Origin of the sequence: Bradyrhizobium lupini (assembly GCF_040939785.1) — a bacterium.
Lineage (GTDB): Bacteria > Pseudomonadota > Alphaproteobacteria > Rhizobiales > Xanthobacteraceae > Bradyrhizobium > Bradyrhizobium canariense_D.
On the sequence record NZ_CP162553.1, the window covers coordinates 5682995 to 5709384 of the forward strand.

Genomic DNA, 26390 nt, shown 5'->3' on the forward strand with positions numbered 1-26390 from the left:
GAAGGTTCCCGCGCTCAGCCGGTGCTTCTGCGAGGATCAGAGAAATTCGCGCAGCCGCGCCAGCTCCGTGATGTGCTCGGGCGAGAGAATGTCCGTGACCAGCGGCGGTTGCGCGATGGTGCGGATCTCATAGAGATGCCTGGTCGCCGCCGGCTTCGCCATGAACGCCGAGATGCATTCGTCGAGCGTACCCTCGATCACCTGGTAGGACGCTCGGTCCGACCGTCGCTGGTTCGCAAGCGACGGCCATTTATGCAGCACCGCAAGGACACCAAAGTCGACCTTTGAATCCCCGACCACGTCCCCCATCGTCCCGCCTCACGCAAAAAAGACCCCGGGCACACAAGCCTGCGTGCCGGGGCCTACACCCATTACTGCATCTCAGTGCCTCACGCCCCTTAACGCGGCGGCCGGGAAATGGTTCCGCCAATTTTCGCTGTCAGCTCGCGGCGGCCGCGATTCTGTGCTCCGTACCAGTGCGGCCGAGGCTGGTCTCATCGCCGCGGCTGACCTCCGGCGGCAACCCGGCAAAGCGCCGCAAGGCCTCGGCCATCTGCACCCGGCCCGGCGCGCCGGTGATGATCACGTCCACCATCGTGAAGGATGAATGGAAATGGCCGCGCGCCTTGAGTTGCTCGACCGGGACGCCGGCGGCTGCCATCGCCTCGGCATAGGCGATGCCTTCGTCGCGCAGGGGATCGAATTCGCAGGTGACGACGAAGGCCGGCGGTAGCCTTTCGACCTTGCCGCGGAGCGGCGAGGCGCGTGGATCGGTGCGGTCGGTCGGCGAGCAGTAGAGGTCCCAGAACCAGTACATCAGCGAGCGCGTCAGGAAATAGCCGGTCGCATTGTCGTTGTAGGAGGGGCGGTCGAAGGTGCAGTCGGTGACCGGGCAGATCAGGAGTTGGCCCGCGATCTCAGGGCCGCCGCGATCGCGCGCAAGCTGGCAGGTGACGGCGGCGATGTTGCCGCCGGCGCTCCAGCCCGCGACCAGCACCGGGCCCGGCCTGCCGCCGAGCTCGGCGGCGTGCTCGGCGATCCAGCGCGTCGCCGCATAGCCGTCTTCGGCCGCGGCCGGGAAACGATGCTCGGGCGCATGACGATAGCCGACGCTGACCAGCATCATGCCGGTCCGCCGCACCATGTCGCGGCAGAACGGCTCGTCCGACTGCTCGTCGCCGAGCACCCAGCCGCCGCCGTGGAAATAGACCACCACCGGATGCGGCCCCGGCGTTGCCGGCCGGTATACCCGGTAAGGCAGCGGACCGTCGGCGCCTGTCAGGGTGCCGTCGACCATCTCGCCGATCGGCCGTCCCGCCGGGCGGCCCTTGTTGAACTCGTCGACGAAGGCGCGGGCGCCGAGGGCGCCCATCGACTCGATCGGCGGCAGGTTGAGTGACGCCAGCAGGTTCAGCACCAGCCGCACGTCCGGCTGCAGCCGCACCACCTCGCCGTCATTGCATTGCGCGGCGACGTCGGGGCCGGTCAGCTTGAAGCCGAGCATGCCGCGGCTGACCACCTCGTCGCAGATGCTGCGATAGGGACCGACGCCGCCGGTATAGGGCATCAGGCCCTGCACCTTGCCGGGCACGTTGGCGCCCGTGTACCAGGTGTTGGCGAGCCGGTGCAGCGTCACCATCGAGCAATCGGCCATGTGCCTGTTCCAGCCGGCCTGCGCCGTCTCGGTCGGCTCGATCGTGGTGAAGCCGCCGTCGCGCAATGCTTTGAGCCGGTCGACGACCCAGTCGACATGCTGCTCGATTGACACCGCCATGTTCGACAGCACCGACGGGCTGCCGGGACCGGTGATCATGAAGAAGTTCGGGAAGCCTGCGACAGTGAGGCCGAGATAGGTCTGCGGCCCCTGCGCCCAGACGTCGGTGAGCGACTTGCCGCCACGTCCGGTGATCGGATGCACGGCGCGGATCGCGCCGGTCATGGCGTCGAAGCCGGTCGCGAACACGATCACGTCCACGTCGACGCTGCGCTTGGCCGTCGTGATCCCACTTGCGGTGATCGCCTTGATCGGCTCCTGACGCAGATTGACCAGCGTGACGTTCGGCCGGTTGTAGGTCGCGTAATAGTTGGTATCGAGGCAGGGGCGTTTGGCGCCGAACGGATGATCGTCCGGCATCAGCGCCGCGGCGGTCTCGGGGTCTTTGACGGCGGCGCGGATCTTCTCGCGGATCAGGTCCTGGACGATCTTGTTGCCGTCGATGTCGACCGCCTGGTCGGCCCAGAGCTGGGTCAGGATGTGGACGAGGTCGCCGGCCGCCCAAGCGCGTTCGAACCGCTCACGACGCTCGGCATCGCTTAATTGCCAGCTCACGACCGTCTGCTGCGGATAGGGCACGCCGGCCATCGACTGGCGCGCCTGCTCGCGATAGGCCGCGCGATCGCCTTGCAGCAGGCTCATGCGATCGGACGGCGCGGGACCGTTGTGCGCCGGAAGCGCGAAATTCGGCGTGCGCTGGAACACGGTCAGGTGCGCAGCCTGCTCGGCGATCAGCGGGATCGACTGAATGGCCGACGATCCCGTGCCGATCACCGCGACGCGCTTGCCGGCGAGATTGACGCCGTCATGCGGCCAGCGCCCGGTGAAATAGACCTCGCCCTTGAAGTCCTTCACGCCGTCGATCTCCGGCGGCTTCGGCGCCGAGAGGCAGCCGGTGGCCATGATGTAATGGCGGCAGGAGACCGCTGCGCCATTGTCGGTGGTGAGCTGCCAGCGCTCGATCGCCTCGTCCCATTTCGCTTCCGTGACCTTGGTCTTGAAGCGGATGTCACGCCTGAGATCGTAGCGGTCGGCGACGAAGCCGAGATAGCGCAGGATCTCGGGCTGGGTCGCGTATTTCTCCGACCAGGTCCAGGCGGTCTCGAGGTCGGGATCGAAGGTGTAGCTGTAATCGATGGTCTGGATGTCGCAGCGCGCGCCGGGATATCGGTTCCAGTACCAGGTGCCGCCGACGTCGCCGGCTTCTTCGAGGCCGACCGCCGTCAGGCCGGCCTTGCGCAGCCGATGCAGAAGATAGAGGCCGGCAAATCCGGCACCGACCACGGCAACATCGACCTGCTGGCTGGTTCCGCGCCCCGTGTCCGAAGTACGTGCAGCAACCATTGCATCAGGCATGGCATTTCCTCCCGTGTGTTTTATTTTGCCCGCAGGCTATCGCTGCAGGTTCGGCTTGTCATCACGGCATGTGCAATCTTCGGTAGCCATTTGCGGCTTCATCATGGCAGCGTGAATGTTGCGGCGGCACACGCATCGCGATGCACAAGGGCCGTGATTTCCCGGGCTAATCAGGGTCGATCCACCTGTGTATGCTCTTGTTTTTGCCACGCGTGCAAACGGGCGTCATGACAGAGTTGAGTGAGCGGACCAAAGCGAACATGGACGTCGTCCTGGAGGAGACGTGCCGCCAACTGCCTCACGGCGGCGATCACGACAGCCGCAGGTTCATCGCCGAGCGGCTGATCGAGGCGGCGCGGTCCGGTCACTCCACGCTCGGCGAGCTCGGCATCATCGCACGGCACGCACTGGCGGAGCTTGCCGCCAAGCGGAGCTAGGCGCAGCCGCGGCGCTTGCTTCGCGGCGGGCCACGGACATAACCTGCCCAAAATCCTTCCGCGCGTCGAGATGCTCCGAAGATGCGGTCTGTGTTCGCGCTTTTTGCGACGTCTCTCGTCCTCTGTTGCGCCGGCTCGGTCGTGGCCCAGCCGGTCGGCCAGTTTCCATTTGCGCTGACGCGCGAAGGACAGATGCTTGGCGCCGTCGAAGGCGAGGTGGCCTCGTTCAAGGGGCTGGCCTATGCGGCCGCGCCGATCGGACCGCTGCGCTGGCGTCCGCCGCAGGCTGCACCCGAGAGCTCGGAGATGCGCACCGCCTATGCCTATGGCGCGCCGTGTCTTCAGCCCTCGCTGCCGGGATCGAGCGAGGATTGCCTCACGCTGAACGTGTTTCGTCCGTTCGGGGTCGACGGCCCGCTACCGGTGATGATGTTCATCCACGACGGCGCTTTCGTCAGCGGCACCGCGAATGATCCGCTGTTCGACGGTGCCAGGCTCGCGCAAGCCGGCCTCATCGTGGTGACCGTGAATTTTCGCCTCGGCGCGTTCGGCTGGCTCAGCGATCCCGCGCTGTCGGAAGGCGGCTCCGGCAATTTCGGCCTGATGGACCAGATCGCGGCGCTGCATTGGGTGCACGACAACATCGCGGCCTTCGGCGGTGATCCCACCAACGTCACCTTGTTCGGCAGTGGCGCAGGCGCAACGTCGATCGCGCTGCTGATGCTGTCGGAGCAATCGCGCGATCTCTTCCAGAAAGCCATTCTGCAATCGATCCCCGGCCGTGCGCGCCTGCGTTCGGCACAAGAGGCCGAAATTGTGGGGCGGCAATTCGTGGCGGTGCTGGGGCGACAGGCCGATTTACGTACAGCCGAACCGCAACGCCTGCTTGCCGTCGAAAAACATTTCCTGGAAAAATCGCCGCGCAGCTTCGCGCCGACGATCGATGGGAGTCTGGTGAGCGAGGAGGTCGCCGCGGGCTTCGCAGCTGGACATGAGAGCCGCATCCCCTTGATCATCGGCTCGAACGACGACGAGACCGGTTTCGACGGCGAGCTGGATATCCGGGAAGAGCTGGCATCGTCAGGCACCACCAGCGATGAGCTGCGCAGGCTCTATCCCGATCTCGCCAGACCTTCGGACCGCGCGGCAAGGTTCTACACCGACAGGGTCTTCTCCGAGCCAGTGAGACTGCTGGCGCGCCTGCATGCCGCCAGCGGTGCGCCGACCTTTCGCTATCGCTTCACCTATGTGCCGGAGGCACGGCGCGCAAACCCCGAGGGCGGTCACGGGCGGGAATTGCAGTTCATCTTCGGCGTCGAAGGCATGCCCGGTGCAGGCATCTTGTCAGGAGCCGATCGCGAGGTCGCAAATCGCATGCGCGCCTACTGGATCAATTTCGCCAGGAGCGGCGATCCCAACGGTGCGGACCTGCCGCATTGGGATTCGGCCGCAGGCAGCGATCGCCTGCTGCTGATCGCGAACGATGGCATCGCGAGCGGAGACGACCCCTGGTCGGAGCGTCTGGACCGGTTCGCGCATTAGAGGGATGAGTTGGACTTAAGCCGCGAGCTCGACGCGCGGCGCCGGGCTTAGCCGGTCTTCCTCCAGATAATCCATCGCGCCGTCTTTCTCGACGGCGTAGAACTGCTGGCCTTCCTTCGACTTGTAGGCGGCGCGAACGACGCCGCGGCGGCCCTTGTCACTGTTGACGACATCCCCCAACGCAAACTTCTTCATTTCACGTCCCTGGCTGCTGGCCGACTCCTTCGGCTACGCCCGGGATTCTGGGCAGCAAATCGTTAACGTCTTGCTAACCATACGGGTTTGCCTATGCTCGCGGCCGATCGCGCGGGCAACTCGCACGCGCATGTTGCCAACGAAACGAGCCTTCGCCCATGGTGCGATTTCCCACCTTCTTCCTGTCGCATGGCGGCGGTCCGTGGCCGTTCATGGAAGACAGGCGGGTGCAATACGCGAAAACCGCCGAGGCGTTCGGCCGGCTGCCACAGCTCTTGCCGGAGAGGCCCAAGGCCGTGCTCGTCATATCAGGACATTGGGAGGCTGACGCCTTCACCGTGTCGACTTCCGCGCATCCGCCGATGGTGTACGATTATCACGGTTTCCCCGAGCACACCTATCACCTCAAATACCCGGCGCCGGGGGCGGCCCGAGCTCGCCGCGGAGGTAAAGGCGCTGCTCACGCGCGCGGGTGTTGATTGCCGGGAGGATCCCAACCAGGGGTTCGATCACGGCACCTTCGTGCCGCTCGGGCTGATGTATCCGAACGCCGACATGCCGATCGTGCTGCTGTCGCTGAGATCGAGTTACGATCCGGCCGAGCACATCAGGATGGGGCAGGCGATTGCCTCCCTACGCGACGAAGGCATTCTGATCGTCGGCAGCGGACTCACCTATCACAACATGCGCGGGTTCGGCCGTGCCGAATCGAAGCCGGTCTCGTATGATTTCGAGGCTTACCTGAACGAGGCGATCAGCCACAAGGACGCGGCGCGGCGCAACGCGATGCTGGTTGACTGGGAGAACGCGCCGAGTGCGCGCCTGGCCCATCCGCGCGAAGATCATCTGCTGCCGCTGATGGTGGCCGCCGGCGCCGCCGTCAGCGACACGGGCAAGCGCGTCTTCGTCGACGAGGTCGCGAATGTCGCGATGGCGTCGTATGTGTTTGGCGGGTGATCTTCTCCTCTTCCCGCAAGCGAGGAGAGGTGAAGAAGAGTGGCTCACCCGTATTTCAGCTTCATGAACAGGATGCCGCCGGCGAGCACCATGGTGATGGCGTTCGCGGCGACGAGGGGCGCATCGCCCGACAGCAGGCCATAGACGAGCCAGAGCGCCAGCCCAAGCACCATGACCAGGAACATGCCGAGCGAAATATCGCCGGTGGAGCGGGTCTTCCACACTTTGATGGCTTGCGGCGCGTAGGCCACGGTGGTGCAGGTCGCGGCGGCAAAGCCGATCAGCTTGATCAAGAACGGGTCCATGGCGGCTCTATAGCATTGATTCGAGGATGGTCGCGCCTCAGGCGCGCGCGGTCATGAGGCCGCGATAGAGCGCGGCATAGTCACCGGCGCGGTTGCGCCAGGACACGTCGGTCGCAAGGCCGCTCAGTTGCAGCCGGCGCCAGGTCAGCTTGTCGTGGAAGGCGATGTTGGCCTTGCGCAGCGTGCCGGCGAGGGCATCCGCGGTGACGGGTGCGAACTTGAAGCCGGTGGCATCGCGGCCTGATTTATCGGCCTCGCCGATATCGACGATGGTATCCTCGAGGCCGCCGACCCGCGAGACGATGGGCACGGCGCCGTAGCGCAACGCGCAGAGCTGGGTCAGGCCGCATGGCTCGAACCGCGAGGGCACGATGAGCGCGTCCGAGCCGGCCTGGATCAGATGCGCCATGATCTCGTCGTAGCCGATCACGACCCCGATCCGGCCAGGGTTCGCGCGCGCTACGGCCTGATAGCGATCCTGGAGATCGCGATCGCCGCTGCCGAGCAAAGCGAGCTGCATGCCTTCGCGCAAAATGGTCGGAATGGCTTCGAGCAGGAGATCGAGCCCCTTCTGCCACGACAGGCGGCTGATGACGCCGAGCAATGGCGCTTCGTCCGAGGAATCCAGATTGAACTGTTGCTGAAGCACCGCCTTGTTCGCGGCCCGGAACGTGAGGTCCTCCGCGCCGAAGCGGTAGGCGATGTGCGGATCTTCTTGCGGATTCCAAACGGATACATCGATGCCGTTGAGGATTCCGCTCAGCGCGTTCGCGCGGGCGCGAAGCAGGCCGCCGAACCCCATGCCGCCCTCGTCGGTCTGGATCTCCTGCGCATAGGTCGGCGAGACCGTGGTGATGCGATCGGCGAATTGCAGGCCGGCCTTCAAGAAACTGATGCCGCAGAAATATTCGAGGTCGTTGACGCCGTAGGCGCGCCACGGCAGGCCAATCGAACCGATCAGCTCGGGCGCGAACTTGCCCTGGTAGGCCATGTTGTGGATGGTCATCACGGTGGCCGGCCGCGGCCTGTTGTCATAGTGCAGATAGGCCGGCGCGAGCCCGGCCTGCCAGTCATGGGCATGCACCACGTCGGGCACGAAGGCGGGAACGAGGCCGTGGCCGATATCGGCCGCGATGCGCGAGAGCGCGGCGAACCGCACGCCATTGTCCGGCCAGTCGACGCCTTCGGGCGTCACGTAGGGGTTGCCAGGCCGTACGTAGAGATGCGGCACGTCGAGCACGAACAGATCGAGGCCGTCATGCGAGCCGGCGAGCAGACGCCCGGGTCCGCCGAAATAGTCCGGCCAGCGCCGGATTTCGTCGGCTCCCCCCAGCACCCGCATCACGTCGGGATAGCCCGGCATCAAGGTGCGCATCTCGACGCCATGTGCCTTCAGCGCAATCGGCAGCGCGCCCGCGACATCGGCGAGGCCGCCGGTCTTGACGATGGGATAGACTTCAGAGGCGACCGCGAGGACGCGAACAGGCGTCATGTATTGAGCCTGTCGAGCATCGGCTGGGTGATGAGCGAAATGCCCTGCTCGGTGGTGCGGAAGCGTCTTGCGTCCAGCTCGGGATCTTCGCCGACGACGAGCCCTTCCGGGATCTCGACGCCGCGATCGATCACGACGTTCTTCAGGCGCGCGCCGCGGCCGACATTGACATAGGGCATGATCACGGCGTTCTCGACATTGGCGTAGGAGTTGACGCGCACGCCGGTGAACAGCAGTGAGCGCCGCAGCGAGGCGCCGGAAATGATGCAGCCGCCCGAGACCAGCGAGCTCACGGCCTGGCCGCGCCGGCTCTCCTCGTCGTGGACGAATTTTGCCGGTGGTGTGATCTCCGAATAGGACCAGATCGGCCACGCGCTGTCGAACAAGTCGAGCTCGGGCACCACGTCGGTGAGGTCGATATTGGCGGCCCAATAGGCGTCGACCGTGCCGACATCGCGCCAATAGGCGCGGGGGTCGCTGCCGGAGCGAACGCAGGAGGTCGAATACTGGTGCGCCATGGCGCGGCCGTTCTTGACGAGGTAGGGGATGATGTCCTTGCCGAAATCGTGGTTGGAATTCGGATCCTCGGCGTCGCGCTTGAGCTCTTCGAACAGGAATTTCGCGTCGAACACGTAGATGCCCATGCTGGCGAGCGAGACGTCCGGCTTGCCCGGCATCGGCGGCGGATCTTTCGGCTTTTCCAGGAACTCTTTGATCCAGCCGTTCTCGTCGATATGCATGATGCCGAAGCCGGAAGATTCCTGGCGCGGCATCTCCAGGCAGCCGACGGTAACGTCGGCGCCGCTGTCGACGTGCTGGCGCAGCATCACCTCGTAATCCATTTTATAGATATGGTCGCCGGCGAGAACGACGATGAAGCGGCAGGCGTGGGATTCGATGATGTCGATGTTCTGGTAGACTGCATCGGCCGTGCCGACATACCACATGTTTTCGGAGACGCGCTGGCTCGCCGGGAGGATGTCGAAGCTCTCGTTGCGCTCGGGGCGGAAGAAGTTCCAACCCATCTGAAGGTGCCGGATCAGGCTGTGCGCCTTGTACTGGGTGGCGACGGCGATGCGGCGGATGCCCGAGTTCACCGCGTTCGACAGCGCGAAATCGATGATGCGAGATTTTCCGCCGAAATAGACCGCAGGCTTGGCGCGCCGGTCGGTCAGCTCCAGCAGCCGGCTGCCGCGTCCGCCGGCCAGGACAAACGCCAGCGCCTGACGGGCAAGCGGCTCGGGTCTCGCGGCACTCATGTCATTCTCCCACAACTCTTGCGCTCGCGAGAAGCCTCCCGGCCGCGCACATTGGAACCGATAGTAACGGCACGAATAGTAAATCGGGAAGGTGGTTGTTGGTTGCGAATGCGCCGGAAGCTTAATGCTTTGCCGCCGTGATCGGGCCCCAGGCACCGTCCTGCCGGTGTCACTCGCGGCGAGGTTGTCGAGCCCGTCAGGTACCGGTTGATCAGAATGGAGGCATGCGTCTTGTGCGGTGCACGCAAAACTCGAGGCTTTGACCTCGCGCCAGGATGCCCGATGATGGCGCTGCGATCCATGTCCAAGCCAAACGTCAGAAAGGAGTAAGACGATGAGGGTCTGGAAAACGGCAGTCGCCGGTTCGCTCGCCGCCGCGGTCATGGCGGGGGGATTCAGCAGGCGGCGGCGGCTCCGCTGCCCACCAATGTCGCAACCATGAAGGCCGCCGTCGGCGACGATGTCACGCAGGTGCACTGGCGCGGCCGAGGTTTTGGATGGGGTCTCGGCGGCCTTGCCGCTGGCGCGATCATCGCAGGTGCCATCGCCAGCAGCGCGCCCTATGGCTATGGCTACTATGGCGGCGGGCCCTATTATGGCGGCTACGGATACCCGGGCTACGGCTATGGTTATGCGCCGGCCTATTACGGCTATGGTCCGGCCTATGCTTATCCGCGCTACTATCGGCCTTACCGCCCGTATTTCGGCCCTCGTTACGGCTACTACCGGCCGTATTACCGGCACTATCACCGCGCGTATTGGTGATCGATCAAACGGGCGGACCCGCTCGCCGCAGGGCGACGACGCTGAAGAGGTTTGAGGGCCGCTGAATGCAAGCGGCCCGATCGGCTTGCGCGCGCTGAACCCGGTGATGCGGCACGACGAGCCGGCCATGCCCGCCCACGACAATCCCGATGCAGATCGCGACGATGATCGCGATCTCGATGCACCATTCGAGCGGTCCCGAGCTCATGGCAGCGCGATGGCGTTGGCGAGATCGAACTCGGACAGGCCCGGGCCGCCGCACGCAAGGTAGATGGCGACGAGGAAGATGCGGCTGAGGACGGTGAGGCCCAATATGACCCTGATGTCGTAATGGCGAATGGCAAAAGCGAGAGGCGAGATCGCCAGATGCTTTAGAATGCTCATGGCCAACTCCTTGCCAAAATTCAGGCATCGACTGCCTGCCAACTGAAATGACAGCGTGATGAAAAGGCCGTCCGACGCCTTGCCGGCGTCTCTGAAATGGACAGGCCAATGCTAGTGCCGGCGCAGGGCGCAGGTCTTTATCGCGTCCTTACATTTGGCTGAGCTTTCCCTTAAGATGGGCGAGCATCCGGGGGTCTGAGCCGTGCGTAGAGACGCGCTTGCCTTTGGTGAATTCTGCCTCGACCGTGCCAACGCGCTGTTGTGGCGAGGCGGGGAGCGGATCGCGCTGGCGCCGAAGCCGTTCGAGGTTCTTTGCTATCTCGTCGGTCGGCCCGGTGAGCTCGTCACCAAGGAAGAGTTGCTCGACGCGGTCTGGTCCGATCTGCACGTCAGCGAGTCGAGCCTCGCCGTTGCCGTGAACGCGCTACGCTCGGTGCTCGGCGACGACAGGCAGTCCCCCAATTACATCGAGACGGTCACGCGGCGCGGCTATCGTTTCATTGCGCCGGTCGCGACCGCCGACTTGCCTGCGATCGAGCGGGCGCCCGAAGAAGAGACCGCTTCCGTCACGGAGCAGGTCGTCGATCGACGCCGGCACTGGAGAGTCGGGCGCACCGGGGCACTCGACACGCTGGAGAAGGCATCGCAACTCGCTCGCACCGGACAGCGTCAGGTCGTCTTCATCACCGGCGAGGCCGGAATCGGCAAGACCACCCTCTTGCAAATGACGCTCGACAGGATGAACCAGCAGGGACTGGGCGTGCTGCATTGTAGCTGCAACGAGTTGTTCGGCACCCATGAGGCCTTTCTTCCGCTGATCGGAGCGCTGAACGAGTGCTGCCGTCGCACCGATGGAGCATCGCTGCTGACGTCCATCCGCGAGCACGCGCCGACCTGGCTCGCGCAGATGCCCGGTTTCCTCGGCGAAGCAGAGCGGGCCACATTCCAGCATGAGGTCTTTGGCGCAACGCGGGAGCGCATGCTGCGCGAATTTTCCGATCTCATGGAACATCTCGCTGTCACGCGACCATGGGTGATCATCCTGGAAGATCTGCATTGGAGCGACTTTGCCACCGTGGATGTGCTCTCCCGGCTGGCGCGGCGGGATCGGAGGGCTTCTATCCTCGTGCTCGCCACCTACCGGCCGATGGAAGTCGCCGTCGGCGGACATCCTATCCGTGCCGTTCATCAGGACTTGCGGATTCACGGACACGCCACTGAGCTCGCGCTCGATCGACTGACCGGCACCGACGTCGAACGCTATCTGTCCCTGCGCTTCAACTCGGCCGATTTTGCCAGAGAGCTGGTCGAGCGCATCTTCGCGCGAACCGGCGGGCATCCTCTGTTCGTGTCGTCTCTGCTCGATCATCTCGTGGCGCAGGGTGCGCTGGTCGAGCACGAATTGGGCTGGCGGCTGGTCAGCGAAGACGCAGCCTCGCATGACAGCATGCCGCGCGATCTGGAAGGAATGATCAAGCAGCAGATCGATCACCTCACCGTGGACGAGCGCTGCCTGCTCGAGGTCGCCAGTGCGGCGGGAGCGGAGTTTTCCGCGCTCCATATCGCCGGTGCGCTGGACCGTCCCGTGCTGGATGTCGAGCAGATGTGCGAGGACCTGGCACGGACCGATCGCATCATCGTCGGGGCCGGCATGACCGAGTGGCCGAACGGAAGCGTTTCCGGTCGGTATGCGTTCCAGCACGCGCTTTACCAGGAGATCCTCTACCAGCGGCTCGCACCAGCGCGCTGCGCGAAAACCCATGCGCTGCTTGGGGCGGGGCTCGAGCAGGGCTATGGGCCGCAGGCTGCGGAGATCGCCGCCGTTATCGCGCGCCATTTCGAACTGGGCCGTGATTTCCCGAAAGCGATGCATTATCTGGGCGCGGCGGCCGAGGGCTCGGCGCGAAGGTTCAGCACGCGCGAGGCCGCCAATTACCTGTCCCGCGCCTTGGAGCTGGTGCCGCATCTGCCGCCGGAATTTCGGGTGACGACACGTCTGAAGTTGCTGCTTCAGCGCGCCTGGGCCTGGCGGGCCAGTGGAGATTTCCTGAATTCCCTGCAGGATCTCAGCGCTATCGTGGCGCACGCGGCGGAGAACGGGCACGTGCGCGAAGAGGTGAACGCGCTGGTCGATCTCAGCAGATTCTGTCTTTACGTCGATCGGCGCCAGAGCCTGCCTGTTGCGGAACAGGCCCTTATCAAAAGCAGGGCGATCGACGACGCCGCATTCAGCGCTCTGGTCCAGGGCAACGTTGCCAATCTGAAGCTGATGCTCCGCGGCTGGGATCGCGAGAATGCGGACCTTGCCGAGCGTGCGTCAGCACTGATCACCGGAGAGCAGGATCTGAGCATGCGGCTGCGACGCTGCTCGATGGAAATGGTGCTGGAGTTTCTGCGCGCGAATTATCCGGCCTGCTGCGATGCGACAACCAGGGGAAAGGAGCTCGCCCGCCTGGTCGGTGACGTCTATCTGTTCGTGCTTTATGAATCGGTCGAGGCGTTTGCCCAGATTTATCTCGGCGAATGGGGCCAGGCGCAACGAAACCTCGTCTCCGCGTTGGCTATCTCGGAGCGGAATGCAAATCCGCAGGCCGTCGCGCTGTGTCATCTCGCGATCGGATGGCTGTACTCCGAGGCGGAGGAATATGGCAGCGCGTCACGGCGTGCGGAGGATGCGCTCGGCCCGATGATCGAGGCCAATCCGTTCACCTTCTTCGTTGGCAGGAATCTGCTGGCGCGAGCTTATGTCAGGATGGGCGACCTGGCTCGGGCGCGGCAGCATCTCGATGCGATGGAGCGGCGAATGGAGGTCGACCGGGTGCCGATGGAGTCGCTGGTCATCCCCCATTATCTGCTGACTTGCTGCGACTATTGGATCGCGATCGGCGATCTGGACCGTGCCCAGGGCTCGGCCAGCCAGTTTCACGAGGTGACGAGCGCGGCACCTGACCGGCCGTTTCTCGCGCTGTGCTACGAGGCCATGGCGAGAATTGCGATGCTGAAGCACGATGCGCAACTCGCCGGCGGGCATCTGTCGGCGGCCATGTCGATCCTCCGCCATGCCAGGTTGCCGCATGCCACCTGGCGGGTTTACCGCACGACCGCGGGGCTCTATGAGAGCCTCGGACAAGCGCAAAGGGCTGCCAAGTGGCGGGACCGCTCCTGCCAGGTGATCGCATCGCTGGCAGAGACGCTTGATCCCAATGATCCGCTGCGCTCGGCATCCTTTTTCGACGCAGGCCGGGACACCGGGCCCGATATTGCGGGACGCTGATCGGCTCAATCCGGCAGGTCCGCGATCTCTCGCGGTTCGCCGGGCCGTTGCTTGACCTTGAATTGATTTTGCTGCTGCCGCAGCGTGCGGGAGGCACGGTAGGCATCCCTGCGCAATCGCATGATCGAGCCGAGCGGCTGATGCGCGGCGAGACATCGCCATGGATCGAACGAAAGCACCTCGTCGGAATAGACGCGACGCGCGGGGCTGTCGGCGGTCTGGCGCGGAAGCGTGATCTTGCCGAGTGCTTGCGGCGGCGCGACGTCTTCAGGCCAGTCGATCGAGGCATCTTCGATCGGTGTTCGCTCCAGGTCGGTGCAGAGCTGGGCGAATAATTCGTACTCGGCCGCATTCTCCTTGAAGAAGGCAACGACGCTGTTCAGCACGGCATCATCGGCATCGTGGCAGGGTCGGCCGGTGAGTTGGCGAACCGACGCCGACATCGGCACCAGGCGAAGCCTTGCGATATAATCGCCAAACCGCAATGCTCCCTCCGTGTGAAAGGTTTCTCCGAGGATGTTGCTGCCGGCATCACCGAGCGCTTTCAAGACGATCGGGATCGGAATGCCTGTTCTGTCCGATGCGGCGACCAGGACCCGCGCCAAAAAGCCTATGGGTCCGTACGCCAGATCAGGCAGGAACAGGGTGTGCTCGACCTTGTGCTGTGCGCGCATATAGGCCATCGCATCCGCGAAATAGCTGGGGTGATTGACGAGCAGGAGATCCTGGTTCGTCGAATCGTCGTCGCCGAGCGCCTTAGCCCCCGTCACACCCAAAACCTTGATGGCAAACCCTCGCGGCGAACGGACACGATCGCTCCTGTTGAATGCGGTGGAGAGGCGGACGATGATCGGGAAGTGGCCAGCCTGCTTGAACAGGCCTTGGCGCAGATGATCCGGCAAATTGTCGTAGACGATCAGCTCGCCCCGGAGATAGCCGGCGCCCTTGGCGTGCTGCTGCCGGGTCCCATGCTTGTCTTTGCGAAAAGTGCGATCACTCGTTCGCGAAATCGAAGCAACGATCTCCTCGACCGCCGCCGCTTCCTCCGGCAGGATGTGTTCGACGGACGGATCGTAACGAAGATACTGATCGGCTGACATGGCGCTGATCTCCAGCCCGAAGGTCGCCTTCCCATTGCAAGCGTCGACGGCCGCAGGGCGGATCACTGTAAGCCCGTCCAGTCGGGATCGGCAACCCGAGAGCGAGTTGTGATTGCCTGGACAAGCCGCGGGATGAGGCATCCTGTTACCGACGCGATCACACGGTCGATGCTAGGCCAGCGGCGTCTCGTAAGTCCTTATGGGCTCCTTATGTTGTCCTGATTTTTTCCTTAAGGCCGGGCCGGCGAGCGGGGGTCCTGGCTGGCGTCTAAAGCGACAGCCACACGATCAGGCTCATGCAGGCCAAATGCGCGAGTAAGATCGCGGCGAGATGCAGCGGGCCAGCGTTGAGACGGAGCCCGCGCATCCCGCCGCCTCCGCCTAGTTCGATCCCGCGGCCGCAGCGGTGAAGCTGCGGTCGACGGCTTTGCTGACGTCGAGCTTCTTCGGCAGGATGCCGTAGCGCGTCGAGCGGTCGGAGGCTTCCTGCACCTCCTTCACGACGTTCTCATCGATCGGAATCGGGCTGGTGCGCTGCGCGGTATAGGCCGAGAGCAGCACGTCCTCCGGTAGCTTGGTCAACTCGGCCGTGCTCTTGGCATACTCGCCGAGATGATCCAGCGACCACAGCCGCGCCTTGTTCAGCCGCTGGACGAGGTCCTGCACCGCCGCACGCTTGCCAGCGATGGCGCTGTCCGAGGCGACGATAAAGGTGATGGTCGGCGTCAGGCCTTCGCCGTTGGCGATTACCCGGGCCTTGTCCTTGAGCGTCGCGAACGAGACGTAGGGCTCCCACACCGCCCAGGCATCGATCGAGCCCGCGACCAGCGCGATCTTGGCGTCGACCGGGCCGAGCGGCGCGAAGGTCGCGTCCTCCAGCCTGATCTGCGCCTTCTCCAGCGTGGCGTCGATCAGGAACTGGCCCCAGCCGCCGCGCGTGCCGGCGAGGCGTTTTCCCTTGAGATCGGCGGCCGATTTGATCGGCGAATCCTGGCGTACGAGAATGGCTTGCGTCTTCGCATCCGACCTTGTGCCGCCGATCGCCTTGATCGGCGCACCGGCCGCGTAGACCGAAAGGAATGAAAGGTCGCCGGTGTAGCCGACGTCGAGCGCGCCGGCGTTGAGCGCCTCCAGGATTGGAGCTGCCGCGGGGAATTCCGACCACTCGATTTTGTAAGGCAGATCCTTCGCGTAGCCCGAGATCTCGAGCAGCGAACGATTGCCGCCCTTCTGGTCGCCGACCCGCAGCACGACGGCATCGGCTGCGAACGACGCCGCCGCCGTCGACAGGGTGATGGCGGCGGCAAGCAGCGATGCAGCGAGCCGGCGCGCGATGGAATGATCGAGGGAGTTGATGCTCATGTGGCCTGTCTTGTTGCTTTGCCCACGACGCGTGAGCGAACGATGCAGCGAGACGATCAAGTCTATGGCCGCATGATGCGCGGTCAATGAAATGGCTAACCGTATTGCGCGCGCGATCGGCAAGGACGTTTCAGCGAGGCGCCGATTTCGAGAACGTGCGGTATGCGCCACTGATGCTGCGCAAAAATGAAGCAGGAGAGGGAGTAGCCCCGTGCTCCGTCAATCGATCCATCGGCGGAAATCCTTTCGTCGTCCTCGCACGCACCGGTGGAGAGAATGACTTCGCTTCGTGCCACATTCGAAATTCCATTTCATTGACGATACGGCGAACGCGCCGCATGATTTGCGCATCGCATCAAGGCACCGAGCAGGCGCCGGCGAAAAGATTTTCTCTCGACGCAGGTCCGCACGGAACAGGCGCAACGCAAGCTGTTGTGCCGATGGCGGAGCCGTGCCAGCGCAGGAGTGGAGACGGATGAACGACGACGACAAGCGCGACGGATCGAGGCTCGACCGGCGCCATTTGCTCCAGGCGGGATTAGCTGCGGCATTCGCTGCGCCGCTCGGTGCCTTCGGTGCGGCACAGGCCTTTGCGCCGCGGACAATCGCGCCCGGCGTCGATCTCTCGGAGTTTCCGCTGTGCCGGACTGCGTCGGATGTGCCCGCGCTCACCGGCGCGCCGCGCAAGCTCAAGCTATCCTGGAACGCGGGCGCGGTCTGTCTCGCCCCGGTGCCGGTCGCGATCGAGCACGGCTTGTTCCAGAAGCATAATCTCGACATCGAGCTCATCAACTATTCCGGTTCGACCGACCAGCTGCTCGAGGCCATCGCAACCGGCAAGAGCGATGCCGGTCTCGGCATGGCGCTGCGCTGGCTAAAGCCGCTGGAGCAGGGCTTTGACGTCAAGATTGCCGCCGGCACCCACGGTGGCTGCATGCGGGTCCTGACCCGCGCCGATTCCAGCGTGAGCAAGCTTGCCGATCTCAAGGGCAAGATCGTCGCGGTCGGTGATCTCGGCGGCCCAGACAAGAATTTCTTCTCTATTCAGCTCGCCAAGCTCGGTATCGATCCGAACAAGGATGTCGACTGGCGCGCCTATCCCGGCAACCTTCTCAACGTCGCCGTCGAGAAGGGCGAGGTGCAGGCATTCCTGTCGTCCGACCCGCTGGGTTATCTCTGGCTCAAGGACAGCCAGTACAAGGAGGTCGCCTCCAATCTCGATGGCGAATATCGCGACAAGAGCTGCTGCATCCTCGGCCTGCGCGGCAGCCTGGTGCGCGAGGAGCCGCTGGTCGCGCGCGCCCTGACGCAGGCGCTGCTTGATGCCGCGATGTTCACCGCGCAAAATCCGTCTGTGACGGCGAAATCGTTCCAGCCTTACGCGCCGAAGACGGCGTCGCTCACCGATATCGAGGGCATGGTGCGCTACCACACTCATCACCATCACCCCGTCGGCGAAGTGCTAAAGCGCGAGCTCAAGGCCTATGCCGACGATCTCAAGAGCGTGCAGGTGTTCAAGCAGAGCACCGATACGGCCAGATTCGCGGAGCGCATCTATGTCGACGTATTCGCTGTCTGACGGCCTTGCCTCCGGCGCGCCGCGCCTCTCGCGCGCACCGTGGCTGACGAGCTGGGTCCGGGACTCCGGTGCCGGCATTCTCGCCAGCGTGGCGTGGATTGCCTTCGGCCTGTCCTGCCTGTGGTGGGAGGACGTCGGCGACTGGTCGCGGACCCATTCGCTCGGCATTGCCGCGTTTGTCATCGCAGCGATCGCGTTGTTCGGGACGGTCGGTGCCGATTACCTCGGTTCGACGGGCCGGGCCTTGCGCCAGCGCGCGCCGTGGCTCGTCGTGCTCGGCGTTGTCCTGACCCTGTGGGAAGTCGCGACGGCAAAATTCGCCTGGCTACCGTTGCCGTTCTTTCCGCCGCCGCAATCGATCATCGAGGTCTACACCGACGATCTGCCAAAACTGCTCGACAGCGTGTTCGCCTCGGTCAAGCTCCAGCTCGGCGGCTATCTGATCGGCGCGACGGTCGGCTTCCTGACCGGCGTCTCGATCGGCTGGTCGCGCGCGGTCGGCTATTGGGTGCATCCGGTGCTGCGCTTCATCGGCCCGTTGCCGGCGACCGCCTGGCTGCCGATCGCCTTCTTCACCTTTCCGTCGAGCTGGAGCGCATCGACCTTTCTGATCGCGCTGGCAACCGGCTTCCCGGTCACCGTGCTGACTTGGTCGGGTGTCGCGAGCGTGAGCAACGCATATTACGACGTCGCGCGGACGCTCGGGGCGAAGCCTTCCTTCCTGGTGCTGAAGGTCGCGATCCCCGCGGCCTTGCCGCACGTTTTCGTCGGCCTGTTCATGGGGCTCGGCTCGTCCTTTGCCGTGCTCGTCGTCGCCGAGATGATCGGCGTCAAGGCAGGGCTCGGCTGGTACCTGCAATGGGCGCAGGGCTGGGCCGCCTATGCCAACATGTATGCGGCGCTGATCGTGATGTCGTTGCTCTGCTCCGGCGCGATCACGCTGCTGTTTGCGATCCGCGATCGCCTGCTGGTTTGGCAAAAGGGGACAGTGAAATGGTAGCCGCAACCGCACTGGCTGACTTCGACGCTCACCCGGCGGCCGGTGCCGCGCTCGACATCGAGCAGGTCAGCCACGCCTTCGACATCGACGGCGCCGAGCTGCCGGTGCTCAGCGACGTCAGCATCTCCGTCGAGCCGGGCGAGTTCGTTGCGCTGCTCGGCCCCTCCGGCTGCGGCAATTCCACGCTGCTGCGCCTCGTCGCAGGCCTCGACAAGCCCCGGTCCGGAACGCTGCGCGTGGACGAGGCGCGCATCACGCGACCGCACCCGTCGCGCGTCGTCGTGTTCCAGGATCCCACCTTGTTTCCTTGGCGCACGGTCTGGGACAACGTCGCGCTCGGGTTGGAGGCGCAGGGCATCTTGAAGAGCCAGCGTCACCGCGTCGATGCCGCGCTCGATCTCGTGGGGCTATCGTCCTTCCGCAATGCCTATCCGCACCAGCTCTCGGGCGGCATGGCGCAGCGCGTCGCGCTGGCCCGTGCGCTGGTCAATGATCCCAAAATCCTCATCCTCGACGAGCCGCTCGGTAAGCTCGACTCGCTGACCCGCATCACCATGCAGGCCGAGCTGGTCTCACTGTGGCAGCGCAAGGGTTTTACCACGCTGCTGGTGACGCATGACGCCGAGGAGGCGCTGGTGCTCGCCAACCGCGTCATCGTGTTCAGCGACCGCCCGGCGCGTGTGAAGGCAGACATCCGTGTCGACCGGTCCTATCCGCGCCATCGCGGCGATCCGTATCTGGTGGATTTGCGCCGCCAGATCCTTGGCCTGCTCGGATTGGACGCCACATGGTGACTTCGATCGCCAAGGGCCGCGCGGCGCATCACGAGCCCGACTACATCGCACGTGCCGAGGCGCTGGCCGAGGCTTTCGCCGCCCGCGCGGCCGAGCACGATCGCACCGGCAGCTTCCCGTTCGAGAACTTTCGCGAGCTTTCCGAAGCAGGCCTGCTGTCGCTGACGGTGCCTGCCGCCCATGGCGGGGCCGGAGCTGGCGCACGATACGCCGCCCGCGTCCTCGGCATCATCGGCAAGGCCGATCCGTCGACCGCGCTGGTGCTGTCGATGCACTACATCAACCATCTGGTGATGGCACGGAGCCCGACCTGGCCGGCGCGGCTGTCGCGCAAGCTTGCACGCGAGAGCGTCGAAGGCCTTGCGCTCGTCAATGCGCTCCGCGTCGAGCCCGAACTGGGCTCGCCTGCGCGCGGCGGCCTGCCCGCGACCATTGCACGTCGGACCGAGACCGGCTGGCGGCTCTCGGGGCACAAGATCTATTCGACGGGATCGCCGATCCTGAAATGGTATCTGGTCTGGGCGCGGACGGACGAAGCCGAGCCGCGCGTTGGACAGTTCCTGGTGCCGGCGGGCCTGCCAGGCACGCGCATCGTCGAGACATGGGATCATCACGGCCTGCGGGCCAGCGGCAGCCACGACGTCATCTTCGAGGACGTCGTGATACCCCTCGATGCCGAGATCGATGTGCGCGAGCCGGCGGACTGGCGCGCACCTGATGTGGCGCAGGCGACGGTCCACACGATCTTTGTCGCCGCGATCTATGACGGCGTTGCGCGGGCTGCACGCGACTGGCTGGTCGGGTTCCTGAAGCAGCGGGTCCCTGCCAGCTTGGGCGCGCCGCTTGCGACCTTGCCGCGGGCGCAGGAGATCCTTGGCGCGATCGAGGCGCGGCTCATCGTCAATGCACGGCTGATCGCATCCTTTGCCGGTGATTTCGATGACGGTGTCGCGCTTTCCGCGGCCGAGTCCAACGTCATCAAGCTGGCCGTCACCAATAACGCCGTCGCCGCGGTCGAGAATGCCTTGTCGCTGACCGGCAATCACGGCCTGTCCCGCGCCAATCCGCTGGAGCGGCACTATCGCGACGTCCTGTGCGGTCGCGTGCACACGCCGCAGGACGATTCCACGCGCACCGGCCTCGGCCGTGCCGCATTGGGCCACTAGCCTGCCGCCAAAGATTCAGGGAGAACATCATGTCGGTCGAGTTCATCGGCTTTATCGCCAACAGCAATGCTTCCGAGACCATCGTACGCCAGGGCCCGGTGCTCGATGCCGCCTATATCGAGACGGTCGCGAAGGCGCATGAGCTCGCGGGTTTCGATCGTGCGCTGCTGGCGTTCCATTCGACCACGCCCGATGCGCTCCAGGTCGCACAGCATGTGCTGACCATCACCAAATCGTTGAAAGTGATGATCGCGCAGCGACCGGGCTTTACCGCGCCGACGCTGCTCGCGCGGCAGCTTGCGACGCTTGACCAACTCTATGGAGGCCGCGTCTCGCTCCACGTCATCACCGGCGGCAATGCAGCCGAGCTCAGGCAGGACGGCAATACGCTCGACGACAAGGACGAGCGTTACGCCCGCACCAGCGAGTTTCTCGACGTGGTGAAGCTGGAATGGACCAGCGAGAAGCCGTTCAACTACAGCGGAAAGTACTACAACGTCGAGAACGGTTTTTCGCAGGTGAAGCCGCTGCAGAAGGCCGGCATCTACACCTTCGTCGGTGGTGGCTCTGACGCTGCGATCGACGTCGCAGGCAAGCATGCCGACACCTTTGCGCTGTGGGGTGAATCCTATGCGCAGGTGCGCGACGTCACCTCGCGGGTTCACAATGCGGCCGTCAGGCAGGGCCGTCGGACGCCGCGCTTCAGCCTCTCGGTGCGGCCGATCATCGCTCCGACCGAGAAGCAGGCCTGGGAAAAGGCGGACGAGATTCTTGCGCGCGCCACCGCGCTCCAGGACAAGACCGGCTATCGCAAGCCCGCCGACGGCCATGCCACCGCTGGCGCGCGGCGTCTGCTCTCGCTCGCCGACCAGGGCAGCCGCATCGACAAGCGGCTGTGGACCGAGATCGCAAAGCTCACCGGCGCCAACAGCAACACCACCGCGCTGGTCGGCACGCCCGAGCAGGTCGCCGAGGTCTTCGGCGACTATTACGACCTCGGCGTCAGCCATTTCCTGATCCGCGGCTTCGATCCGCTTCCCGATGCCATCGAGTATGGCCGCGAGCTGATCCCGCTGACGCGCGAGCTGATCGCCAAGCGCCAGGCTGTTCGCGGCGAGGCGGCGGAATGATCCGTCTCATGCTGGCCGGCGCGATAATGTTCGGCTGGTCGCGGACGAGCAGAGCGCAATCGACCTCTACCTTCACTGGGGTCTGATCAAGCAGAAGCTCGAGGCGGCCGAGATCGCTACTGCGCAGAGCCGGGACCCATGCCGCACAGATGCTCCCGGTGAGATAGGCCCCGGCTCAGCAGCGTACCACTGCGTGATGCGCCGCGTCCGGGGCACGAGATCTCACAAGGCTCTCAAGCATCCGTGAAGCGGGCAGAGCGCATTCCAACCCGGCCGATTTCGCGATGCGTTCGTTCTGCGTTTCATGCCAGCGACAGCACCCGCATTGCTATTTGCACCAACTCGCTTGCAGCACGCCCGGTCTCCTCAAAAATCATCCAGACGACCACATCGGGAGACCGGCCATGGGCCTGCAAGAAACAAAAATCGAATCGCTTCCCTTCGTCACCGCTGAACTCAATTACCTCGCGACGGTGTCGGGCAAGCCGCGCACTTACGCCTTCGATCCACCGCCTGGCGAGCCCAAAAGCACGTCGTTGCCGGAGCCGCATCAGGTCCCGATCTTCGATGCGCGACTGATCGCGCAAAATTTCTCGCTGGACCGCGAAGGCTTTGCGCTGGTGCGGCATCCACATCAGGTGAAGGACTTCTCTAACGAGGAGGAAATCAAGACGGTCTACTATCCCGCCGTCGAGGCCTTCCTGCGCGCAACGCTAAAAGCCGACCGCGTCGTCATCTTCGACCATACCGTGCGTCGGCGTGTCGAGGGGGCCGCGGACATCCGCGACGGTGGCCCGCGTCAGCCGGCAACGCGCGTCCACGTCGACCAGACCGTCGTCTCAGGCGCCAACCGCGTGCGTGAACATCTGCCCGACGAGGCCGAAGAGTTGCTGAAGGGCCGCGTCCAGGTAATCAATCTGTGGCGGCCGATCCGCGGTCCCTTGCGAGATTCGCCCCTGGCGATGGCCGACGGCACGACGGTGGCGCCCGACGACCTCGTTGCCTCGGATCTGATCTATCCCAACCGTCGCGGCGAAACCTATTCGGTGAAATACAATCCGAACCATCGCTGGTTCTATTTCCCCGAGATGACACCGGACGAGGCGCTGTTGCTGAAGTGCTACGATTCCGCGACCGACGGCCGCACCCGCTTCGGGCCGCACACCGCGTTCGTCGATCCGACCACGCCGGCCGATGCCGCGCCGCGCGAGAGCATCGAAGTCCGCACACTGGTGTTCCACAAACAGTAACAAACTGTGATGGCACTGCCGGGCGCGGCCCGGCAGTGGCTCAGGAACCCACGGGAACCGCCAAACGTTTGCGCCGGGAGCAGGCCAACCCGGAGGGGGTGCCGTGCGAGCGCAGACCACGTTATTTTCTTGCCTTGCTACTTTTTCGCTTTCTGCAGTTTCCTTTGCTCAGGCCGAAAGCGGGCTTGCCTCCTATTACGGATACGGAAAAGCCGGGAAAGGCGAGCTGACCTGCGCGCACCGGACGCGTCCGTTCGGAAGCGTGCTGAGGGTAACCTACGGCAGCCGCTCGATTCAGTGCCGCGTCAACGATCGCGGCCCCTTCATCCGCGGCCGCATCGTCGATCTCTCGGTGCCGGCTGCCAAGGCGCTGGGCATGATGAGCGCCGGCGTGGTGCGGGTCTTGGTGGAATAGACCTGCCAGCGCGCTATAGTGCCGCCCAAAGCGGGGGGCGCTATGGCCAGGATCAGGGTGGGACTTGTCGGCTGCGGCTTCGTGTCGGAGCTGCATATGTATGCGTTCCGGCGCGTCTACGGCGTGGATGTCGAGGTCGCGGCGGTCGCTGCGCGCGGCGACCATGTCGTCGAATTCGCCGGCCGCCACCAGATCCAACGGGTCTATCGCAGCTTCGCCGAGCTGATCGCAGACCGCGAGCTCGATGTCATCGACATCTGCACGCCGCCCAATCTTCATGCGGGGATGATCGTCGCTGCCATGCAGGCCGGCAAGCATGTCATTTGCGAAAAGCCGTTCGCCGGCTATTTCGGCCGCGACGGCGACCGGCAGCCGATCGGCAAGCATGTGCCGAAGGCGCTGATGTATGAGCGCGTGCTGGAGGAGATGGACGCCACGCGTGCCGCGATCGAGCGCACCGGAAAGCTCTTCATGTATGCCGAGGACTGGATCTACGCGCCGGCCGTGACCAAGACCGCGGAGATTCTGAGAGCGACCAAGGACAAAATCCTGTTCATGAAGGGCGAGGAGAGCCATTCCGGCTCGCATGCCGCCCATGCCGCGCAATGGGCGATGACCGGCGGCGGCTCGCTGATCCGGATGGGCTGCCATCCGCTCTCGGCGGTGCTGTATCTCAAGCAGGTCGAGGCCAAGGCGCGCCGTGAAACCATCCGCGTCGCCAGCGTCAGCGGCGATGTCGGCAATGTCACGGCCATCCTCAAGCCGGAGGAGCGCACCTACATCAAGGCCAATCCTGTCGACGTCGAGGATTGGGGCACGCTGACCGCGACGTTTTCGGACGGCACCAAGGCCAGCGTGTTCTCCGGCGACATGATCATGGGCGGCGTGCGCAATCTGATCGAGACCTACACGTCAGGCGGCTCGCTGTTCGCCAACATCACGCCGAATAATCATCTGATGAGTTACCAGACCTCCGAGGAGAAACTCGCCTCCGTCTACATCACCGAGAAGGTCGACCGCAAAACCGGCTGGCAATATGTCTGCCTCGAAGAGGAGTGGACGCGCGGCTATCTCCAGGAGATCCAGGACTTCATGGAATGCGCCGCGACGGGACGGCAGCCGCTGTCGGACCTCGCGCTGGCGTACGAGACAATCAAGGTGAACTACGCGGGATACTGGGCGGCGGAGGAGGGACGAAAGGTGGTGATGTAGGGCGTGATGAACTCACTGAGCTAGCCGCAGGCACGGTGCCAATCCTTCTCCCCTTGCGGGAGAAGGTGGCATAGGCGGCCTTCGGCCGCCGTTCTCAAGAACGCCGAAGCGTAGCTTCGGCTATAGCGCCGGATGAGGGTTCTCTCCGCGGTTTAAAATGAGAGAGGTTTGCTCGCGGAGGCAACCCCTCACCCGTCTCGCCGTTTCGCGGCGAGCCACCCTCTCCCGCAAACAAGGGGGAAGGGTGCACCGTCGGCGCGGCGCGTAGCCTCACGTCCCGTAGGTCGAGCCCTTCGGCAGCGGAAACACCGGGTCCCGCGTCCGGATGTTCGTCGGCCACACCACCGAGATGTGTTCGCCGGCATTCTGCATCACCACCGGGGTCGAGCGCTCGTTCTGGCCGGACATCGGCGTGCCCGGCGGGAAGAATTTCACGCCATAGCCCTGGATCGTGCCGCCGGCTGGAATGTCGACGTCGAGCGCGGCCTTGCGAATGGCCTCGGGCTCGAAGCTGCCGTACTTCTCCTTGGCGACCGGCAGCACGTTGTTGAGCAAGATCCAGGTCTGGTTGAAACCCATCGAGCAATGCGGCGGCACGTCGGTGGCGCTGGTCTTGGCCTGGTAGCGCGAAACCATGGTCTTGGTCAGATCGCCGATTCCAGGCGCAAGCTTGGAGGCATCGAGCAGTTGCGCCGGTACCGGATCGATGTTGCAGAAATTGTCGATGTCGGGGCCGAAGGTCGCGCGCAGCTTGTCGAGCTGGCTGTAGCCGGCGCCCGCGCCGAACAGCATCTTGAAGCGCAATCCGCTCTCGCGGGCCTGGCGCAGGAACAGGGTGATGTCGGGGTTGTAGCCGGCGTGCGAGATCACATCGACCTTGGCGCGCTTGAGCTTGGTCACGAGCACCGAGAGATCGGGCGCGGAAGCCGAATAGCCTTCGCGCATCACCACCTGGATGCCCGCCTGCTTGGCATAGGCCTCGTCGGCCGCCGCGACGCCGACGCCGTAAGGGCCGTCCTCGTGGATCAGCGCGACCTTGACGTCCTTCGGGTCCATGCCGAGCTTGCCTTGCGCGTGCTCGGCGACGAAGCCCGCGAAGGCCTGGCCGTACTGATCGGAATGGATCTGCGCGCGAAACACATATTGCAGGTTCTTGTCCTTGAACACGGCGGTCGAGACCGCGGTGGTGATCCAGAGGATCTTCTTCTGCTGCTCGACCTTCGCCGCCATCGGCACCGCATGCGCGCTGGAATAGACGCCGTTGATGATGTCGATCTTTTCCTGGCTGATCAGCCGCTCGGCCTCGTTGATGGCGACGTCGGCCTTGCTCTGGAGAGTCCGCCGCGACCGGCACGATCTTGGTCTTGCCGCCGATGCCGCCCTTTTCGTTGACGAGGTCGATGGCGATCTGCGCGCCGACCGAGGAGGCGACCGAGCCGCCGGCGGCAAACGGACCGGTGAGGTCGTAGATCAAGCCGATGCGCAAATTCTCGGCTTGCGCCTGGGCCCGTGTCCAATCGAGGCTGAGTGCGGCGGCGGCAGCCGCCGAGCTCTTCAGCAGCTGCCTGCGTGAAGTGGGCATCCTATCCTCCCTCAAAGATCGTCTTATGATTTGGTCTTGTTATTCTTTTTCGAAGTATGG

Annotated in this window: 21 protein-coding genes and 3 pseudogenes; 13 read left to right on the top strand and 11 right to left on the bottom strand. The window is 64.4% G+C overall.

All coding sequences use genetic code 11. The features are described from left to right. Positions 1-36: 36 nt before the first annotated feature. Positions 37-309, bottom strand: a complete 273-nt coding sequence (locus tag AB3L03_RS26995) for a hypothetical protein (protein ID WP_018457466.1) — start codon at positions 307-309, stop codon at positions 37-39. A gap of 130 nt (positions 310-439) precedes the next feature. Beyond that, complete coding sequence (locus AB3L03_RS27000; protein ID WP_368507285.1) at positions 440-3130, bottom strand: alpha/beta hydrolase fold domain-containing protein; 2691 nt, start codon at positions 3128-3130, stop codon at positions 440-442. Between the two features lie 191 nt (positions 3131-3321). Between AB3L03_RS27000 and AB3L03_RS27005 the strand changes: the two genes are divergently transcribed. Together AB3L03_RS27005 and AB3L03_RS27010 are read left to right on the top strand one after the other, a co-directional pair. Beyond that, positions 3322-3567, top strand: coding sequence for a hypothetical protein (locus tag AB3L03_RS27005; protein WP_018457468.1), 246 nt, complete (start codon positions 3322-3324; stop codon positions 3565-3567). Between the two features lie 81 nt (positions 3568-3648). Beyond that, on the top strand, positions 3649-5109 hold the full coding sequence (locus AB3L03_RS27010; RefSeq protein ID WP_085385141.1) for a carboxylesterase/lipase family protein: 1461 nt from the start codon (positions 3649-3651) through the stop codon (positions 5107-5109). A 15-nt stretch (positions 5110-5124) separates the two neighbouring features. Here AB3L03_RS27010 and AB3L03_RS27015 read toward each other — a convergent pair whose 3' ends face one another. Next, on the bottom strand, positions 5125-5304 hold the full coding sequence (locus tag AB3L03_RS27015; protein ID WP_007601069.1) for a hypothetical protein: 180 nt from the start codon (positions 5302-5304) through the stop codon (positions 5125-5127). Positions 5305-5462: 158 nt separating this feature from the next. Between AB3L03_RS27015 and AB3L03_RS27020 the strand changes: the two are divergent. Next, positions 5463-6261 (top strand): annotated as a pseudogene (locus AB3L03_RS27020) (class III extradiol ring-cleavage dioxygenase). 44 nt (positions 6262-6305) lie between these two features. Here AB3L03_RS27020 and AB3L03_RS27025 read toward each other — a convergent pair. Genes AB3L03_RS27025 through glgC form a run of 3 tightly spaced genes read right to left on the bottom strand, consistent with a single transcriptional unit; the run spans position 6306 to position 9317 of the window. Then, complete coding sequence (locus tag AB3L03_RS27025) at positions 6306-6566, bottom strand: SemiSWEET transporter (RefSeq protein WP_018457471.1); 261 nt, start codon at positions 6564-6566, stop codon at positions 6306-6308. A 37-nt stretch (positions 6567-6603) separates the two neighbouring features. After that, positions 6604-8058 (bottom strand): glycogen synthase GlgA, encoded by a 1455-nt coding sequence (gene glgA / locus AB3L03_RS27030; protein WP_368507286.1) that lies wholly within the window; start codon positions 8056-8058, stop codon positions 6604-6606. Further along, a complete protein-coding gene (gene glgC, locus AB3L03_RS27035; RefSeq protein WP_007613273.1) occupies positions 8055-9317 on the bottom strand; it encodes a glucose-1-phosphate adenylyltransferase in 1263 nt (420 codons plus the stop codon). Before glgC ends, glgA begins: the two co-directional genes overlap by 4 nt. Positions 9318-9651: 334 nt before the next feature. Between glgC and AB3L03_RS27040 the strand changes: the two are divergent. Then, positions 9652-10082: pseudogene (locus AB3L03_RS27040) on the top strand (hypothetical protein). 204 nt (positions 10083-10286) lie between these two features. Here the strand turns inward: AB3L03_RS27040 and AB3L03_RS27045 are convergent. Beyond that, entirely contained in the window at positions 10287-10466 is a 180-nt protein-coding gene (locus AB3L03_RS27045) for a hypothetical protein (RefSeq protein ID WP_018457475.1), read from the bottom strand. 202 nt (positions 10467-10668) lie between these two features. Here AB3L03_RS27045 and AB3L03_RS27050 point away from each other — a divergent pair, with 202 nt between their 5' ends. Then, positions 10669-13740, top strand: coding sequence for an AAA family ATPase (locus AB3L03_RS27050; RefSeq protein WP_368507287.1), 3072 nt, complete (start codon positions 10669-10671; stop codon positions 13738-13740). Positions 13741-13745: 5 nt separating this feature from the next. Here the strand turns inward: AB3L03_RS27050 and AB3L03_RS27055 are convergent, their stop codons facing one another. Both AB3L03_RS27055 and AB3L03_RS27060 read right to left on the bottom strand, forming a co-directional pair. Then, positions 13746-14840: a catalase family protein gene (locus tag AB3L03_RS27055; protein ID WP_368507288.1), complete on the bottom strand. Its 1095-nt coding sequence runs from the start codon at positions 14838-14840 to the stop codon at positions 13746-13748. A 381-nt stretch (positions 14841-15221) separates the two neighbouring features. Continuing rightward, a complete protein-coding gene (locus AB3L03_RS27060; protein ID WP_085360789.1) occupies positions 15222-16202 on the bottom strand; it encodes an ABC transporter substrate-binding protein in 981 nt (326 codons plus the stop codon). Positions 16203-16677: 475 nt separating this feature from the next. On the opposite strand from AB3L03_RS27060, the gene AB3L03_RS27065 reads away from it, so the two are divergent. From AB3L03_RS27065 to AB3L03_RS27100, 8 genes are all read left to right on the top strand, one after another. Further along, positions 16678-17781 carry an ABC transporter substrate-binding protein gene (locus AB3L03_RS27065; protein WP_085360713.1) on the top strand — a complete coding sequence of 368 codons (1104 nt, stop codon included), beginning with the start codon at positions 16678-16680 and terminating at the stop codon, positions 17779-17781. Then, the gene (locus AB3L03_RS27070; protein ID WP_085360715.1) at positions 17759-18781 is read left to right on the top strand and encodes an ABC transporter permease; all 1023 of its coding nucleotides are present in this window, start codon (positions 17759-17761) and stop codon (positions 18779-18781) included. The genes AB3L03_RS27065 and AB3L03_RS27070 overlap by 23 nt, the downstream gene beginning before the upstream one ends. Beyond that, a complete protein-coding gene (locus tag AB3L03_RS27075; RefSeq protein WP_368507289.1) occupies positions 18775-19575 on the top strand; it encodes an ABC transporter ATP-binding protein in 801 nt (266 codons plus the stop codon). The genes AB3L03_RS27070 and AB3L03_RS27075 overlap by 7 nt, the downstream gene beginning before the upstream one ends. Then, positions 19569-20741 carry an acyl-CoA dehydrogenase family protein gene (locus AB3L03_RS27080; RefSeq protein ID WP_368507290.1) on the top strand — a complete coding sequence of 391 codons (1173 nt, stop codon included), beginning with the start codon at positions 19569-19571 and terminating at the stop codon, positions 20739-20741. Before AB3L03_RS27075 ends, AB3L03_RS27080 begins: the two co-directional genes overlap by 7 nt. A gap of 29 nt (positions 20742-20770) precedes the next feature. Then, the gene (locus AB3L03_RS27085) at positions 20771-21871 is read left to right on the top strand and encodes an LLM class flavin-dependent oxidoreductase (protein WP_085360719.1); all 1101 of its coding nucleotides are present in this window, start codon (positions 20771-20773) and stop codon (positions 21869-21871) included. 404 nt (positions 21872-22275) lie between these two features. Next, entirely contained in the window at positions 22276-23121 is an 846-nt protein-coding gene (locus tag AB3L03_RS27090; RefSeq protein ID WP_368507291.1) for a CmcJ/NvfI family oxidoreductase, read from the top strand. 103 nt (positions 23122-23224) lie between these two features. Then, entirely contained in the window at positions 23225-23536 is a 312-nt protein-coding gene (locus AB3L03_RS27095) for a septal ring lytic transglycosylase RlpA family protein (RefSeq protein ID WP_085360723.1), read from the top strand. A gap of 42 nt (positions 23537-23578) precedes the next feature. After that, positions 23579-24748, top strand: coding sequence for a Gfo/Idh/MocA family protein (locus AB3L03_RS27100; RefSeq protein WP_085360725.1), 1170 nt, complete (start codon positions 23579-23581; stop codon positions 24746-24748). 270 nt (positions 24749-25018) lie between these two features. On the opposite strand, the gene AB3L03_RS27105 is transcribed toward AB3L03_RS27100, so the two are convergent. Next, entirely contained in the window at positions 25019-26197 is a 1179-nt protein-coding gene (locus tag AB3L03_RS27105) for an ABC transporter substrate-binding protein (protein ID WP_368507292.1), read from the bottom strand. Next, positions 26142-26330: pseudogene (locus AB3L03_RS27110) on the bottom strand (twin-arginine translocation signal domain-containing protein); the annotation flags it as partial. The gene AB3L03_RS27105 and the pseudogene AB3L03_RS27110, both read right to left, overlap by 56 nt. Between the last annotated feature and the right edge of the window lie 60 nt (positions 26331-26390).

Excerpts from the sequence above, each read along its gene's own strand:
- glgC (WP_007613273.1), bottom strand. The coding sequence starts at position 9,317 with ATGAGTGCCGCGAGACCCGAGCCGCTTGCCCGTCAGGCGCTGGCGTTT.
- AB3L03_RS27060 (WP_085360789.1), bottom strand. The coding sequence starts at position 16,202 with ATGAGCATCAACTCCCTCGATCATTCCATCGCGCGCCGGCTCGCTGCA.
- AB3L03_RS27085 (WP_085360719.1), top strand. The coding sequence starts at position 20,771 with ATGTCGGTCGAGTTCATCGGCTTTATCGCCAACAGCAATGCTTCCGAG.
- AB3L03_RS27005 (WP_018457468.1), top strand. The coding sequence starts at position 3,322 with ATGCTCTTGTTTTTGCCACGCGTGCAAACGGGCGTCATGACAGAGTTG.
- AB3L03_RS27010 (WP_085385141.1), top strand. The coding sequence starts at position 3,649 with ATGCGGTCTGTGTTCGCGCTTTTTGCGACGTCTCTCGTCCTCTGTTGC.
- AB3L03_RS27025 (WP_018457471.1), bottom strand. The coding sequence starts at position 6,566 with ATGGACCCGTTCTTGATCAAGCTGATCGGCTTTGCCGCCGCGACCTGC.
- AB3L03_RS27080 (WP_368507290.1), top strand. The coding sequence starts at position 19,569 with ATGGTGACTTCGATCGCCAAGGGCCGCGCGGCGCATCACGAGCCCGAC.
- glgA (WP_368507286.1), bottom strand. The coding sequence starts at position 8,058 with ATGACGCCTGTTCGCGTCCTCGCGGTCGCCTCTGAAGTCTATCCCATC.
- AB3L03_RS27075 (WP_368507289.1), top strand. The coding sequence starts at position 18,775 with ATGGTAGCCGCAACCGCACTGGCTGACTTCGACGCTCACCCGGCGGCC.
- AB3L03_RS27045 (WP_018457475.1), bottom strand. The coding sequence starts at position 10,466 with ATGAGCATTCTAAAGCATCTGGCGATCTCGCCTCTCGCTTTTGCCATT.
- AB3L03_RS27070 (WP_085360715.1), top strand. The coding sequence starts at position 17,759 with ATGTCGACGTATTCGCTGTCTGACGGCCTTGCCTCCGGCGCGCCGCGC.
- AB3L03_RS27055 (WP_368507288.1), bottom strand. The coding sequence starts at position 14,840 with ATGTCAGCCGATCAGTATCTTCGTTACGATCCGTCCGTCGAACACATC.
- AB3L03_RS27000 (WP_368507285.1), bottom strand. The coding sequence starts at position 3,130 with ATGCCTGATGCAATGGTTGCTGCACGTACTTCGGACACGGGGCGCGGA.
- AB3L03_RS27065 (WP_085360713.1), top strand. The coding sequence starts at position 16,678 with ATGAACGACGACGACAAGCGCGACGGATCGAGGCTCGACCGGCGCCAT.
- AB3L03_RS27090 (WP_368507291.1), top strand. The coding sequence starts at position 22,276 with ATGGGCCTGCAAGAAACAAAAATCGAATCGCTTCCCTTCGTCACCGCT.
- AB3L03_RS27015 (WP_007601069.1), bottom strand. The coding sequence starts at position 5,304 with ATGAAGAAGTTTGCGTTGGGGGATGTCGTCAACAGTGACAAGGGCCGC.
- AB3L03_RS26995 (WP_018457466.1), bottom strand. The coding sequence starts at position 309 with ATGGGGGACGTGGTCGGGGATTCAAAGGTCGACTTTGGTGTCCTTGCG.
- AB3L03_RS27100 (WP_085360725.1), top strand. The coding sequence starts at position 23,579 with ATGGCCAGGATCAGGGTGGGACTTGTCGGCTGCGGCTTCGTGTCGGAG.